General features: G+C 71.2%; 17 protein-coding genes. 7 read left to right on the top strand and 10 right to left on the bottom strand.

Annotation, left to right across the window (positions count from 1 at the left end):
• From BMY07_RS26750 to BMY07_RS26735, 4 genes are all read left to right on the top strand, one after another.
• On the top strand, positions 1–486 hold a 486-nt coding region (locus BMY07_RS26750), incomplete at its 5' end, for a fasciclin domain-containing protein (protein WP_092784482.1).
• 389 nt (positions 487–875) lie between these two features.
• On the top strand, positions 876–1,256 hold the full coding sequence (locus BMY07_RS26745; protein WP_177215789.1) for a response regulator transcription factor: 381 nt from the start codon (positions 876–878) through the stop codon (positions 1,254–1,256).
• A complete protein-coding gene (locus tag BMY07_RS26740) occupies positions 1,256–3,385 on the top strand; it encodes an ATP-binding protein (protein ID WP_245782685.1) in 2,130 nt (709 codons plus the stop codon). Before BMY07_RS26745 ends, BMY07_RS26740 begins: the two co-directional genes overlap by 1 nt.
• Before the next feature lie 353 nt (positions 3,386–3,738).
• Positions 3,739–4,083, top strand: a complete 345-nt coding sequence (locus BMY07_RS26735) for a hypothetical protein (protein ID WP_245782684.1) — start codon at positions 3,739–3,741, stop codon at positions 4,081–4,083.
• Here BMY07_RS26735 and BMY07_RS26730 read toward each other — a convergent pair.
• Positions 4,058–6,235, bottom strand: a complete 2,178-nt coding sequence (locus tag BMY07_RS26730; RefSeq protein ID WP_245782683.1) for an MMPL family transporter — start codon at positions 6,233–6,235, stop codon at positions 4,058–4,060. The two genes, BMY07_RS26735 and BMY07_RS26730, sit on opposite strands and share 26 nt — an antisense overlap.
• 144 nt (positions 6,236–6,379) lie before the next feature.
• On the opposite strand from BMY07_RS26730, the gene BMY07_RS26725 reads away from it, so the two are divergent.
• From BMY07_RS26725 to BMY07_RS26715, 3 genes are all read left to right on the top strand, one after another.
• A complete protein-coding gene (locus BMY07_RS26725) occupies positions 6,380–6,715 on the top strand; it encodes an ArsR/SmtB family transcription factor (protein WP_092784576.1) in 336 nt (111 codons plus the stop codon).
• A gap of 1 nt (position 6,716) precedes the next feature.
• Positions 6,717–6,974, top strand: coding sequence for a hypothetical protein (locus BMY07_RS26720; RefSeq protein ID WP_092784476.1), 258 nt, complete (start codon positions 6,717–6,719; stop codon positions 6,972–6,974).
• A gap of 134 nt (positions 6,975–7,108) precedes the next feature.
• A complete protein-coding gene (locus tag BMY07_RS26715) occupies positions 7,109–7,420 on the top strand; it encodes a hypothetical protein (protein WP_092784473.1) in 312 nt (103 codons plus the stop codon).
• A 57-nt stretch (positions 7,421–7,477) separates the two neighbouring features.
• On the opposite strand, the gene BMY07_RS26710 is transcribed toward BMY07_RS26715, so the two are convergent.
• The 9 genes from BMY07_RS26710 to BMY07_RS26670 all read right to left on the bottom strand — a co-directional run bounded on the left by BMY07_RS26710 (position 7,478) and on the right by BMY07_RS26670 (position 14,346).
• The gene (locus BMY07_RS26710) at positions 7,478–7,996 is read right to left on the bottom strand and encodes an RICIN domain-containing protein (protein WP_092784470.1); all 519 of its coding nucleotides are present in this window, start codon (positions 7,994–7,996) and stop codon (positions 7,478–7,480) included.
• Between the two features lie 345 nt (positions 7,997–8,341).
• Positions 8,342–8,674 carry a helix-turn-helix domain-containing protein gene (locus tag BMY07_RS34560; protein ID WP_177215787.1) on the bottom strand — a complete coding sequence of 111 codons (333 nt, stop codon included), beginning with the start codon at positions 8,672–8,674 and terminating at the stop codon, positions 8,342–8,344.
• Positions 8,671–9,108 carry a cupin domain-containing protein gene (locus BMY07_RS26700; RefSeq protein ID WP_092784467.1) on the bottom strand — a complete coding sequence of 146 codons (438 nt, stop codon included), beginning with the start codon at positions 9,106–9,108 and terminating at the stop codon, positions 8,671–8,673. Before BMY07_RS26700 ends, BMY07_RS34560 begins: the two co-directional genes overlap by 4 nt.
• Before the next feature lie 63 nt (positions 9,109–9,171).
• Positions 9,172–10,044 (bottom strand): helix-turn-helix domain-containing protein, encoded by an 873-nt coding sequence (locus tag BMY07_RS26695; protein ID WP_092784464.1) that lies wholly within the window; start codon positions 10,042–10,044, stop codon positions 9,172–9,174.
• A gap of 17 nt (positions 10,045–10,061) precedes the next feature.
• Entirely contained in the window at positions 10,062–10,955 is an 894-nt protein-coding gene (locus BMY07_RS26690; RefSeq protein ID WP_092784461.1) for a transporter substrate-binding domain-containing protein, read from the bottom strand.
• Positions 10,948–11,739 carry an amino acid ABC transporter ATP-binding protein gene (locus tag BMY07_RS26685; protein WP_092784570.1) on the bottom strand — a complete coding sequence of 264 codons (792 nt, stop codon included), beginning with the start codon at positions 11,737–11,739 and terminating at the stop codon, positions 10,948–10,950. Before BMY07_RS26685 ends, BMY07_RS26690 begins: the two co-directional genes overlap by 8 nt.
• Complete coding sequence (locus BMY07_RS26680; RefSeq protein ID WP_245782682.1) at positions 11,736–12,506, bottom strand: amino acid ABC transporter permease; 771 nt, start codon at positions 12,504–12,506, stop codon at positions 11,736–11,738. The genes BMY07_RS26685 and BMY07_RS26680 overlap by 4 nt, the downstream gene beginning before the upstream one ends.
• Positions 12,507–12,723: 217 nt before the next feature.
• A complete protein-coding gene (locus tag BMY07_RS26675) occupies positions 12,724–13,905 on the bottom strand; it encodes a GNAT family N-acetyltransferase (RefSeq protein WP_092784455.1) in 1,182 nt (393 codons plus the stop codon).
• A gap of 45 nt (positions 13,906–13,950) precedes the next feature.
• Positions 13,951–14,346 (bottom strand): cupin domain-containing protein, encoded by a 396-nt coding sequence (locus BMY07_RS26670; protein ID WP_218150779.1) that lies wholly within the window; start codon positions 14,344–14,346, stop codon positions 13,951–13,953.
• Positions 14,347–14,435 lie beyond the last annotated feature (89 nt).

Genomic DNA, 14,435 nt, shown 5'->3' with positions numbered 1-14,435 from the left:
CTGGTCGGCCCCGGCTGTGCCGACTACGCCAAGGCCGTTCCGAGCGGTGCGGGCTCGGTGTCGGGTATGGCCGCTGACCCGGTGGCTGTCGCCGCGGGCAACAACCCGTTGCTGACCACGCTGGTCGCGGCGGTGTCCGGCAAGCTCAACCCGAAGGTGAACCTGGTCGACACGCTCAACGGCAGCGAGTTCACGGTGTTCGCGCCGGTCGACGACGCGTTCAAGAAGATCGACGCCGCGACCATCGAGAAGCTCAAGACCGATGACGCGCTGCTGACCAAGATCCTGACCTACCACGTGGTGGCCGGGCAGAAGTCGCCGTCGGCGGTCGTCGGCTCGCAGACCACCGTGGAGAAGGGCGCTGTCGAGGTCACCGGCTCCGGCAACAACCTGAAGGTCAACGACGCCAACGTGATCTGCGGCGGCGTCAAGACCGCCAACGCCACCGTGTACCTGATCGACTCGGTCCTCATGCCCAAGAGCTGAGTGGACGCGCTGTCCCGGCCCCTAGGACCGGCTTGCGGGACAGCGCGACCTCTCTTGGCCGTACCTGCTGACTTCCCCGGTCTTCCAGCAGGTACGGCCAATTTGGCGTTTCCGGCCCCGGCCGCCGATGCAAGTCCTCGATGGAGCAACGCGCGCAGCGGGTTCGGTTGTGACACCTCTTTGTCGAACATCGTCCACCGCACGTCAACCCCGCCAAGTCGGGAACGACGCCGGGTGGGGAAGTGGGGGCGGGTGGTGGGAGGAATAGGCACCGTTCGGATCGCGCTGGGTGGCTTCGCGTGGTGGAGTGGAGTGGTTCGGGTCACGCGGGGGTGACGCCAGTGCTCCTCGGTGTCAGTAGGGGCAGCGGAGTTCGGGTGGGAGGCACCGTGGCTCGTGTGCTGGTCGTCGAGGACGACACCGACGTCCGCGACCTGGTCGCCCAGTGGCTGCGGGAGGACCACCACGAGGTGCTCGCGGTGGAGAGCGCGGTGCTGGCGCTGGCCGCCGTGGAGCGCAACGGGCTCCCGCAGGCTGTGGTGCTGGACGTGGCGATGCCGGGCATGGACGGGGTCGACCTGCTGCACCGGCTCCGGGAGTACGACGAGCACCTGCCCGCCATCTTCCTCAGTGTGCTGTGGTCTGCGGCCGACGTCCAGCGGATGCGCGACGCGCGGGCGGTCTACGTGGGCAAACCCTCTAGTGCCGACCGGCTGCGGACGGCACTACGGGGCCTGCTCGGCGAAGGGGACGCGGAGGGGTTGGTCTAGTGCGGTTGCGTGGAACCCGGTTCACCAGAACGCCCACCCCCTCTCCCGACTCGGTGCTGTCCTACCCCCTGGCTCGCACGGCGGCGTTCACCGCCCTCTACGTCGTCGCGACGGTGGCGGGCAGGCTGACCGTGCTCGACCAGACGAGCCTGAGCCTGGTGTGGCCCGCCGCGGGGGTCGCCGTCATGTGGTTCTGCGCGCAGCGCGGGGTCGCCGACCTGCGGGTGGACGTGGTCGCCTTCGCGGTGACGACGATCGTGGTGAACATGCTGACCAACGCCAGCGCCGGGCAGGCGGTGGTGTTCGTGGTGTCCAACCTGGCCCAGGTGTCGGTGTTCGTCGTGCTCATCACCCGCTGGCGGCCCGCGCTGTGGTCGCTGCGGCCCGAGGGCGGCCTGCAGGGGCCGCGCGACCTGTGGCGGGTGCTGGCCGCGGCGTACCTGGCCGCCTCCACCGGCGCGGTGCTGGGGACCGCCGGGCTGTGGCTGGTCACCAGGCACTTCTCGATCATCACGGTGGCGGTGTGGATGGCCCGCAACTTCGCCGGGATGCTGGTGGTCGGCCTGGCCGGGCTGTGCGTGGCGCGCACCGTCGCCACCCGGTGGGCGGCCAGGCGCGACCCGTCGGCGACCTGCGGCGGGGCCGCGATACCGGCCGAGTGCGCGCTGGTGATCCTCTGCTCGGTCGGGGCGTACGCGGTGGGGCTCGGCACCACGCACGGGCTGCCGGTGGCCTCGACGCTGATCGCGCTGACGGTGTGGGCGGCGGTCCGGCTACCCACCACGTTCGTCGCGTTGCACACCCTGTCCGTGGCTATCGTGGCCGTGCTGTTCACCCTCAACGGTGACGGGCCTTTCGCAGCCGTGGAGTCCACGGCGGTGCGTGCGCTTGTGGTGCAGCTGTTCGTGACCGTGGTGGCGGTCATCGGGTTCGCGCTGGCGCTGAGCCGCGACGAGCGCGACACCCTCGTCCGGCAGTTGGCGCTGGAGACCGACGAGACCAACCGCCGCGCCGCGCTGACCAGGGCCATCATCGACTCCATGGCCGACGGGCTGTCCGTCGTGGACGCCGAGGGCCGCGTCACGCTGCGCAACCCGGCCGCGCTGCGCCTGCTCGGCGGCCGCATCAGCCCGGACGACACCGTGGTCGACAGCAGCCACTACGGCTTCTTCCACCTCGACGGGACGCCGTTGAGCGCCGCCGAGATGCCGCACGTGCGGCTGGCCTCCGGCGAGCAGGTCGAGCAGGCGGACGTGCTGGTCCGCAACCCCGGCGTGCCGGACGGGCGGATCATCAACGTCCGCACCACCGCGCTGCCCGACCAGCAGGGCGGGCACAACGCCGTGGTGCTGTTCCACGACGTCACCGCCGAGCGGCGGCACCGCGACGAGCTCGCCGCGTTCGCCGGGGTGGTCGCCCACGACCTGCTCAACCCGCTCACCGCCGCCGAGGGCTGGACCGACGACGCCGACGAGGCCCTGCAGGACGCCCCGGGCGGCCCGATGGTCGACCGCGCCCGCCAGGGGCTCGTCCGGGTCAAGCGCTCCACCGGGCGCATGCGCGGGCTCATCAACGACCTGCTCGCGTACACCACCGCCCGCGACGCGGCCATCGCCCCGACGCACGTGGACCTGTCGGAACTGGCCACCGACATCGCGGCTGCCCGCTCCGACAGCGCCGCCGCGGCCGGTCTGCCGGTGCCGGTGTTCACCATCGGCGCGCTGCCCGTGGTCAACGCCGACGCCGTGCTGATCCGGCAGCTGCTGGACAACCTCATCGGCAACGCGGTGAAGTACACCGCGCCCGGCACCGTGGCCAACGTCGACATCACCAGCGAGGTCCGCGGCGACCTGGTCCACGTCACCATCGCCGACAACGGCATCGGCATCCCCCCGGGCCAACACGAGATCATCTTCGACAACTTCCACCGCGCCCACCGCCACACCACCCACACCGGCACCGGCCTCGGCCTCGCCATCTGCAAACGAGTCGTCGAACGCCACGGCGGCACCATCACCGCCACCGACAACCCCACCGGCGGCGCCCTCTTCACCTTCACCCTCCCCACCGCCTGGTCCACCACCACCCACCACGGCCCCCTACCCCAACCCATCGCCGCCGACCGGTAGCGCCGCTCGAGCCGCTGCCGACGGTGATGGTGCCGCGGCCGGAGACCTGCTGGAGCCGGATGTTGGGGCCCGGATCACCGCATCACTCGGAGTGTGAGCTGCTACCGACCAGACACTCGGAACAGTGACGCGTCGTGTCACCCACATGGGTCATACTGGCGGACGGCAGGTCACCGACACCTGCTGTCCTGTTCGGACTGATGTCACCCGATCCGTTGGTGGACAACGGCTCCGGCGCGTGCTGACGGTTGCGGGACGGGTGTGGACCGAGAGTGCTCCGGGTACTTCTCAGGCCCGGGGCGGCCTGGTCGGGCAAGGATGAGTCCATCACCCCGAACACCGAGGAGCGCACCGTGAACACCACCTTCGCCACCGCCACCGCCGCGACCGCCACCAACGACATCGCCCGGATCGGGATGACCGAGGACGACGTGATGGCCACCCTGTTCGACGTCTCCGAGGGCGCCGTCCTGTTCCAGGTGGGCGACTCCGACAGCCTGACCGGCTTCCGCTGGGCCTACCTCGACGGCACCCCCGCGGGCACCCTGCCGCTGTGGCAGTCCGACGTCCTCGCCGCCCTGCTGCGCCGCGGCCTCATCGCCATCGAGCCCGCCAGCACCCAGATCCGCCGCGTGACCCTCACCGGCAAGGGCGCCCACCTGTTCGCCGGCATCACCGACCTCGCGATCGCCGCCTGACCCGCCCCGCACCCCACGCCCGCTCGCCGAGCAGCGCCAACGCCGCGGGCAGCAGCACCCCGCGCACGACGGTCGCGTCGAGGGCAACCGCGACCGCGAGTCCGACCCCCAGCATCTTGTTCTCGATGGAGGTCAGCGTGATGAACACGGCGAACACCACCACCATGACCACCGCGGCGCTGGAGACCACCCCCGCGCTGTGCCCGATGCCACCGACCACCGCCTCGCGCGCGGCCGCCCCGGCCGCCCACCGCTCGCGGACCCGGCTGAGGATGAACAGGTGGTAGTCCGTGCTCAGTCCGAACAGGACGACGAACAGGATCAGCGGCAGCCAGCTCATCACCGCGCCGTAGGAGGTGAACCCGAGCACCGAGTGGAGGTTCCCGTCCTGGAACACCCAGGTGACGACCCCGTACGCGGCGCCGAGTGAGAGCAGGTTCAGCAGGATCGACAGCACCGGGATCGCGAGAGACCTGAACACGAACAGCATCAACAGCAACGACACCAGCAGCACGTACCCGAACACCAGCCAGGTGTTCGCCCGCACCCTCGCCACGAAGTCGGCCGCCGTCGCCGTCCGCCCGGTCACCGCGGCCTCGACGCCGTCCACCGCGCCGACCGTCTCGGGAACGACCTTGGCGCGCAACAACTCCAGGGCGCGGACCGAGACCTCGTCCGTGCTCGACCCGGCCAGCGGCACCCGGATCACGACAGCGTTGTCGACCCGGTCCACAGTGAACGGTTCCGCGAGCAGCCCACCGCTCCCAGCGATCCGCCCGTGCAGCCCCTCGATCGCCGCCCGAACCTCGGCCGTGTCCGCCGACTCCCCGTCCGGCCGCCACACCACGACCTGAGCGGGCACCGGCACCCCGGGGAACGCCTCGCCCATCCGGATCGCCGAGTCCACTGTGGCCATGTCCCGGGGCAGGCTGTCGGTCGACGCCGCGTCCCGCAACCGCATCCCGAGCGCGGGTACCGCCAACACCAGCAGCGCCAGCACGCCGAGACCGCCCCACAGCACCGGCCGGGCGACCACCCCGCGCGCGACCCCGGTCCAGAACCGCGACTCGCCCACGGTGTTCACCCGCCGCACCCGCAACCGGTCCACCCGGGGCCCGAGTGCCGCCGGCACCGCGGGGAGCACCGTGACCGAGGCGAGGACCGCCAGCGCGACGACCAGCGCCAGCCCGATCGTGACGCCGACGAACACGCCGAGCCCGGTGAACAGCAGCCCGCCGAGGCACAGCACCACCGTCATCCCGGACACCAGCACCACGTGCCCGGACGTGCGCGCCGTCGTGCGCAGCGCCGTCACCTCGTCGTGCCCGGCCCGCCGCTCCTCGCGGTAGCGGCGCAGGGCGAACAGCGAGTAGTCGACGCCGACCGCCACCCCGACCAGCACGATCATCGCCGAGGCCGCGCTGTTGATCGGGATCACCGTGCCGAGCACCCCGACCAGCCCGACCGCGCCCGCGATGGCGGTGCCGGTCAGCAGCACCGGGACCCCGGCCGCCACCACCGAGCCGAACACCACCAGCAGGATGACCAGCACGAACGGCAGTGACAGCAGGTGCGACCGGTGCAGGTCCGCCTTCACCGCGGTGTCCACCGCCGAGATCAGGCTGCGGTCACCGGCCTGCGCCACCCGGATCCCCGGGTGCCCGGCCGCCACCGCGGCGACCGCGCCGGTGGCTGTCGCCATGTGCTGCTCGAACCGCTCGACCGGCCAGTTCACGGTGAACGAGACCAGCCCCGACTTCCGGTCGGCGGAGACGTACCCGGGTGTGGCCTCCAGCGGCGACCTGACGTCGCTGACCGCCTCGGGGTGCGCCCGCAGCCTCACGACGAGGTCGCGCGCCGCGGCGACCGCTCGCGGGTCGTCCAAGAAGTCGGGCCCGCCCGGTTCCAGGGCCTGGACGAGCACGTTCTCGTGGTAGCGCGGGTGCTCGCCCTGCTCGTTGAGCGCTGCCTGGGCCGCCTCGCCCTCGCCGGGTGGCAGGTTCGCCGCGTCCCGGCCGCCGATGGCCACGCTCGCCACCAGCGCCAGCGCGACCAGGCCGAGCCAGCCGATGATCGCGGTCCGGCGGTGCCGGATCGACCAGTCGGTGACCCGTTCGGCCAGGCCCGGCCGGTGGTCGTGAGTGCCTCGCATGCTGAGTTCCCCCTGGTAAACGGTGCGCTATCGGAGTGCTGCACCTGCAAGCAGAAGTTAGCATGTGGCGCGCGGGTCGCGGGGGAGCTGCCGGTGTCCTGCTAACTGAACACGGCATGTGCTAACTTCCGTTGCTATGTGCTGGTGGGGGCGGTGACACCGTCCGGGGACGACCTCGTGCGGGTCCTGGCGACGCTGGCCAACCCGCACCGGCTGCGGGTGATCGCGGCACTGGTCGGCGACCGCGCCTACGTCAGCGAACTGGCGCGGACCCTGGGGATCAGCCGGGCGCTGCTGCAGGTCCACCTGCGCAAGCTGGAGGCGGCGGGCCTGGTCGCCTCGACGCTGGAGCTCTCGGCGGACGGCAAGGCCATGAAGTTCTACGAGGTCGTGCCGTTCGAGTTCGCCCTGACCCCCGCGGGTATCGCCGAGGCCGCCGAGACGCTCACCGCCAAGCAGGCGGACGAAGGGACGGACTGACATGGGAATCCGCGGCTGGCAAGAGGTCGTCGGGGTCGTCGGCGTGTTCGTGCTGCTGACCGTGATCGTCTGGCAGGTCGCCGCCTCGGTCCGCGCCAGGGCCGCCGTCACCAGGGACGCCGCCTACCGCGACCTCGCCCAGCGCGCGGTGTCCGCCCAGGAAGCCCTGGTCGCGGAGCTCGCCGAGACCCGCGCCCAGCTCACCGACCTGCGCACCCGCCTCGGCTCCGTCGAACGCGTCCTGACCGAGGTGGAGTAGCCGGACCGGGTGGACGCGGCGCTCGGGCCGAACGGCGCAAGAGGACGGAACCGGCGACGAACACCCGGCGAAGGCTCGGATCCGTTGCCGGGGAACCGATCCCCGGTGAGCCCATCGGTCACCTCGTCGGCCCGATGACCTGGGGCGGCCCCAACCCGATCGGCGGCGTCCCCGAGTTCACCGCCGAGGGCAGGACGTTCATCACCGGGGTCGTCGGTGCCGCCGCACCCGGGTGTTCCCGCCGGGCCCAGGATCACCGCCACCCGCCCGCTCACCTGGACCCACCCGCCGCCATCCCGCCTCAGTCCTCAGTGGGCGACTACCTCGTCGTGGAGCGCCTCAGCGGCCAGGTCGTCGAACTGGGCACGGACGCCCGCTCGTTCGACCCCGGTCTCCCGGACCGCAAGCAGCGGTGGACCGTCATCGCCACCAACCGGGGGTCGTGAGCGGACGGCGGTCCCTCCCCGGATGGGGAGAGACCGCCGCTGGTGGCCGCTAGGGGATCAGAAGGCTTCCCAGTCCGTGGCGCGGGTGGAGTCGGCGCAGTGCCACTGGACGGTGCGCACCTTGTTGCCCGGTCCCACGGCCGAGATGCAGAGGCCGCTGTGCAGCGCGCGGAACCGCCCGGACGCGAAGTCGTAGGACCACAGCTGGTTCCTCGTGCCGGGGAAGCAGGTGTACTGCTCGATGTGCGCGCCGGGCGCGAGGCTGGCGCTCTCGACGTCCACGCACTTGCCCGAGGCCCTGTTGATGAGCAGTCCGTAGCTGGCGTGGTCCGGGCCGATGGTGTCCGGGGTGAACTCCCACGCCTGGTTCTGCCCGCCGTTGCAGTAGTAGATCTGGATCGGCTCGTGGTTCTTGGTGCTGCCCCGCGAGATGTCGAGGCACATCGCCAGGTTGCTCCTCGCCCTGATCGCCCCGAAGCCGCCCGCGGAAGCGGGGGCGGCCGCGGCGATCAGCAGCGCCGGGATGAGGGTGAGCGCGGCTAGCGCGGTGGACAGTTTTCTGACGATCGTGCGCATGGAACTCCTTCTCGTTCGTTGCGACACGACAAGGACTATCAGCCGGTTCGGGGGTCTGGTCCGCACGTCACCGGAATGCGCCGACAGCCCCTCTGCTGCCCCAGTCACATGATCGGGATGCAGGAACACCGCTGGGCCGGTCGGCTATTTGCCGACTGCATGCAGGACCACTGAGTGTAGAAGCCCCGTGGAGAACCGGGAGGAAGCGCCCGGAAGGGACGCCGGAGCGCAGGCGAACGGGTGGTGCGGCTGCGCCGACCGGGGCGTGGATACATGCCGAGGCCGGCTATTTCTCCCCGGGGCCGCCGATCGTGGGTGGGTTCGGCGGCCCCGGGGGAGTGCGGGTCAGTCCGAGCCGGTGCGGCGGCAGTCGCGGGGGGCGCAGCCGTAGCGCTGGCGGAAGACCCGGCTGAAGTAGGAGGAGTCCGGCATGCCCCAACGGGCGCTGACGGTGCTCACCCCTGTGCGCTCCGATGCCAGCAGGTCCGCGCGGCACCGCTCCAGGCGGCGGTCGCGGATCCAGCGGGCGACCGTGGTGCCCTCGGTCTCGAAGAGGCGGTAGAGCTGCCGCGTGGACACGTGGTTGGCGGCGGCCACCCCGGCCGGGGTCAGGTCCGGATCGGACAGTCGGGCGTCGATGAACTCGTGGATGCCGCGCAGCAGAGGCGCCCCGGTCACGACTTGTACTCCGGGTGCAGCGACAGCGCGATGAACTGGAACGGGCGGTCGACGCTCTTGTAGCCCAGCGGGCAGTGCCGCACGCCCGCCGGGATGTAGACCGACGCGCTGGTGGAGATCTCGTACACCTCGCCCTCGATGGTCAGCTCCGCGACCGCGCCGAGGTCGTTGATGTCCTTGGGGTTGGAGCCCATCCACAGCAGGACCTCGTCGTACTCGTGCGTGTGCTCGAGGACGTACGGGTTCGGCGTGGGCACCTCGTAGATCCAGCTGTAGGCGATGTGCACCTGGCAGCCCGGCACCTGCCAGCCGCTGATGAGCGCGTGCGCGCCGCTGGTACCGCCCTCAACCTCCCCGTAGGCGAGGACCCCCTCGTTCGGCAGCTCCTCGCGGACCATGTTCCGGACGATGTACTTCTCGAACTTCCCTGTCATGGCAACGGTTCCCTTCGATCTGGCGTACTACCGAAGGTACGAACCCGGCCCCCGGGACGACAGTCAGCCGTCTCGGGCTATCTGGTACTTTTCCCGGACCTCCCGGCGGAAGTCACCGGGGCTGGTGCCGGTCTCGCGCTTGAAGAACCGGCCGAAGTACGAGGGGTCCTCGAACGCCAGCCGGTGCGCGACCTGGGCGACGCCCAGCTCGGTCTGGGCCAGCAGCCGCTTGGCCTCCAGCGCCAGCGCGGCCCGGATCACCGCGCCGGGGGTGGTGCCCAGGGCGGCTTTCACCAGGTCGGTGAGGTGGCCCGCGGTGACGCCGATCCGCTCGGCGTAGGCGCCGACGGAGCGCTCGGTCAGCACGTGCCTGGCCACCAGCCGGGTGAACTGCCAGACCAGCGACGACGGCACCGGGACGTGCGGGTGCGCCTGCCGCAGCCGCTGGACGTGCACCAGCAGGATGTGCAGATGCGCCCGCAGCATGGTGGCGTAGCCCGCCGCCCTGGTCCGGTACTCGCGGTCGATGTCGTCGAGGATCCCGCCGACCAGGTCCACCTGCGGGCCGCTCAGCCGCAGCAGCGGGCTGCCCCCCGGCGCGGGCAGCAGGCCACCGGGGTGCGCGAGCAGGAACTCCTCGGCGAAGACCAGCACCCGGCCGCGGATCAGCTCGGTGTCCTGCCAGAAGTGCACCTGGCCCGGGGCGAGCACGTACACCGAGTGCGGCTCGATGGGGTACGGCTCGAAGTCCACCACGTGCGTCCCGCCGCCGCCGGTGAGGTAGAGGATCTCGTAGAAGTCGTGCCGGTGCGGGAACCGGGCCCTGGTGAACGACCCGATCTCGTCGAAGGTCCCGATGGCGAACGGCGACAGGCCGCTGGGCACCGGGACCTCGATCTCGTGCAGCGGCAGCGGCGGGGTGCTCGACCTGGCCATGCCACCTCCCCGGCGGGTCAGCCGCCCTTGGTCGCCAGGTTGAGCCCCGGCTCGGACAGCGCCTTGAGTCCATAGTGGCCGATGACGCGGTCCAGTGTCCCGTCGGACTTGAGCGCCTTGAGCGCGGCCAGCAGCGCCTCGGCCAGTTGCGTGTCGTCCTTGCGCAGGTACATGCCCACGTACGTCGGCGCGAAGTCCTCGGACACGATCACGATCGGGGCGTTCTGCGTGCTGATCGCGTACTTGGCCTGCTCGGTCACCGCGACCTGGAAATCGGCCTGCCCGGACCGCAGCGCCAGGTCCGCGTCCTGGGCGGTCGGGTACTGCCGGGCCTCCGCCGCGGGCTTGCCCTTGCCCACGCACGCCTGGGAGATCTCCTCGGCGTGCTGCACGTCGGTGGTGCCACGGATCGTGGCGATCCGCTTACCGCACGCGTCGTCCACCGACTTGTACTTGCCCTCGTTCGACTTCGCGGTCACCAGCACGCTCGCGGACTGCATGTAGTCCACGAACACCCCCACCCGCTGGCGTTCCTCGGTGTCGGACAGCCCGTCGTCGGCCATGTCGAACCGGCCCGCCGTCAGCCCCGGCAGCAGCGCCTCCCAGGCGATGTTCTCGATCTCGTAGCCCAGCCCCAGCTTCGCCGCGACCGCCCGGCCCACGTCCGGGGTGATGCCGCCGGTGATGTTGTTGCTCGCGTCGGTGAGCAGGTAGGGCAGGTTCGGCAGGGTGGTGCCCACGTGCAGCTTGCCCGCGTCCTTGATCCGCTGCGGCAGCATGTCGTGCAGCTTCTGGTCCTTGCCGGGCAGGTCCGACGCGGAGGGCGCGGCGGGCTGGGTGGCGGCGCCGGGGTCACCGCACCCGGCGGCGGCGAGGGCGAGGGCGGCCAGGACGGCCAGGGGTCTACGCATGGTCGGTCTCCTTGTCGGGGTGTCGGCGGACGTGGGCGAGGAAGGCCGCGGTCCGCGGGGAGTCGGGGGAGCGCAGCACCCGGTCGGCCGGGCCGGTCTCGACGACGACACCGTCGGCCATGAACACGACGGTGTCGGCCACCTCGGCGGCGAAGCCGATCTCGTGGGTGACCACCACCATCGTCATGCCCTGGGCGGCCAGGCCGCGCATCACCGCGAGCACCTCGCCGACCAACTCCGGGTCCAGCGCGCTGGTGGGCTCGTCGAACAGCAGCACCGACGGCTTCATGGCCATGGCGCGGGCGATCGCCACCCGCTGCTGCTGCCCGCCGGAGAGCTGACCGGGCAGCTTGTCGGCGTGCTCGGTGAGGCCGACCCTGGCCAGCAGGTCGCGGGCCTCCCGCTCGACCTCGACCGGGTCGCGGCGCAGGACCCTGACCGGCCCGAGGGTGACGTTGCGCAGCACGGTCAGGTGGCTGAACAGGTTGAACTGCTGGAACACCATGCCCATCCGCAGCCGGGCCCGGGCGATGTCGCGCTCGCTGCTCTCGTGCAGCCGCCCGTCGCGCAGTTCGTAGCCGACGAGCACGTCGTCGACCTGGACGAACCCGGCGTCGAGCGGTTCGAGGTGGTTGGCGCAGCGCAGCAGCGTGCTCTTGCCGCTGCCGGAGGGGCCGATGACGCACACCACCTCGCCCGGCGCCACGTCCAGGTCGACCCCGCGCAGCACCTCCAGGCCGCCGAAGGACTTGCGCAGGCCGCGCAACCGCAGACCGCCGCTCATGACGCCGCCCACCGTTCGAGGAAGCGCTGCCCGACGCCCGCGAGGCTGACCAGGACCAGGTACCACCCGGTCGCCACCAGCAGCAGCGCGATCACCTGGTAGTTCTGCCCGTAGATCTGCTGCGCCCTGGTCATCAGGTCGCCGCCGCCGATCACCGAGACCAGCGAGGTGCCCTTGAGGATCAGGATGAACTGGTTGCCCAGCGCCGGGAGGATGACCCGGACCGACTGCGGCAGCACGATCGCCCTGGTCGCCTGCGCCGGGGTCATCCCGATCGTCAGCGCCGCGTCGACCTGCCCGCGCGGCACCGCGAGGAACCCGCCGCGGATGACCTCGGCCAGGTAGGCGGCCTCGTGCAGGCCCAGCCCCAGCATCGCGGCCAGGAACGGGGTGATCACCGCGTTCGTCGGCGCGAACCCCAGCGTCGGGAACAGCAGCGCCAGGTTGAACCAGAACACGATCTGCACGACCAGCGGCACGCCGCGGAAGAACCAGATGTAGGCCGAGGCTGCCGCGACCGCGACCGGGTTGCGGGCCTGCCGCATCATGGCCAGCACCGCGCCCAGCACCAGGCCGATACCCAGCGTGGCGAAAGTGAGCACCAGGGTGGTCCCGACACCCTCCATGACCGGGGTCGAGAAGAAGTACCGACCGATCACCACCCAGTCCAGGTTCGGGCTCGTGACCACCGTGTACGCCAACCACCCGACCACGACCACGAGCACCGCGCCGGTGCCCCATCGGGACGCGAAACCCCTGCGCCGCACCACTTCCAGTGTGTGCAGTGTGTCCAGCATCATCCTCCCCCTCAGCCCGGGTGCGAAGGACGCTAGGCCGGGCTGGGGGGCGGAATCTTGACTCTCCCTGCCAACTCCGGCGGTGGCCCTGGCCGGACACGGAGAGTCGCCGAACGCGCGGGTGCCGACGACGTGCCGACACCCGCGCGAGTCCAGCGCGCGAGTCAGCGCGCCAACGACATCGGCATCAGCCTCGGCCGAAGGCGTGCGGTGTGCGCCGGGGGAGCAGGGAACGCAGCTGGGTGATGGCTCCGGGGGAGATGTCGCCGAGGCCGCGCGCGACGACGTCGACCGGGTCCAGCACGCCGTAGGCCAGACCGGACAGGCCCGCGGCGGTGAGCGTGGCCTGCGGGTTCGTGCCCTGGCCGACCTCGATCGCCCCGCCGGTGCCCTCCAGCAGGTACCGCCCGGACAGCAGGTGGTCGTCGACGACCTCGATCTCGACCCGCCCGGGGCCGCCCGCCACCCCGTGCAGCGCGTCCAGCGCGAGCAGGCGGGTCATCAGCGGCGGGGACGTGGGGAACGCGACCTCGGTCGAGGTCGCGACGGTCAGCGCGGTCGCCCAGGTCTCGGGGTGCTCGTCGGGGGCGACGGTCAGCTCGACCCGCGTCACCTGGTGGGTGTGCTGCGCCAGGAACCGCAGCAGCAGCGCCCGGCCGAGCGCGTCGCGGTAGAGCAGCTCGTCGGCGATCAACCGGCCGCCGTAGCCCTCGACGCGGTAGGTGAGGACGCCGACGACCTCCCCGTGCGCCCTGGCGGTCGCCAGCCAGCTCGTCGCCGGGTCCAGCACCCGGACCGCGCGGTAGTCCGGTGTGTACATGAACCCGTGCCGTTCGGCGAGCAGGAGCCGTTGGAACGCCCGGTAGTCCTCGAAACCGTCCTTGATGGACTGCCAGCTCACCTCGCCGGGCAGGTCGACCGCCAGCAGCGGCGCCAGGCCCTCGGGTGGGAACGTCACCGTGCGGTTGAGCGGCAACCCGATGTAGCCGAACTTCTCGTAGTACGACGGGTGGAACGGGTAGAGCGCGGCCAGCAGGTGTCCTTTTTCGAGCATGTCGCCGTGCAGGCGGTGCATCAACCCGCGGCTGTGGCCCTGCCTGCGCGCGCCGGGGTGGGTGGCGACCCAGGCGATGCCCGCCATCGGGTGGACCGTGCCGCGCAGGTTCTGGTGCGTCGGGATCGCGGTCGCGGTGGCCACCGTCCGACCGCCGTCCTCGACGACCAGCGTGTGGTTCCCCTCGTGGTAGGGCAAGGTGGCGCGCAACCCCTCGGCCGAACCGGCCGAGGGCGTCTCGTCGAAGGCGTACGGGTAGAGGGTGAAGGCGGTGTCCAGCCGCTCGTCGCCCGAGACCTGACGGATGGTGCTCATGTGCTGAGTACCTTTCGTGGGCGGAGTGCGCTTCGCGGGCGCGGGCTACCGGGGGGTGTCGGGGGCCTGGCCGTGTCTGGCCAGGAAACCCTCGGACATCTCGGCGTCCCACCAGATCCCGTAGTACTCGAAGTCACCGGGGGTGTCGTTGACGACCTTGTGCGTGCAGCCCGGGGGCAGCCGCACGACGTCACCGGCGACGAAGTCGTGCCGCGTGCCGTCCACGTCCAGCTCGGCGGTCCCGGTCAGGGCGATGAAGATCTCGTACTCGTGGTGCGCGTGCGGGGTGGACTCGTCGCCCGAGCGCAGGACGCACCAGGCGCCCTCGAACGGCGCGTTGAGCGCGGCCCAGGGCAGCAGGCGCTGGGAGTCCAGGCCGTACGCCCTCGTGAGGTTGTCCCGGTCCAGGTTGCGGATCTCGATCGTGTGGTTCTCGACCATGTCGTGCACACCTCCACGGCAGCCGTTGTGGCCGCCTATCGGGGTTTTTGGGCAGGCTGAAGACAGCTACTGCCGGTTCGTGTTCTGAC

It is taken from the genome of Actinokineospora terrae (assembly GCF_900111175.1).
Classification (GTDB): Bacteria; Actinomycetota; Actinomycetes; order Mycobacteriales; family Pseudonocardiaceae; genus Actinokineospora; species Actinokineospora terrae.
Note: the sequence above shows the minus strand (reverse complement) of the source record. Positions and strands in the feature narration are given on the sequence as shown.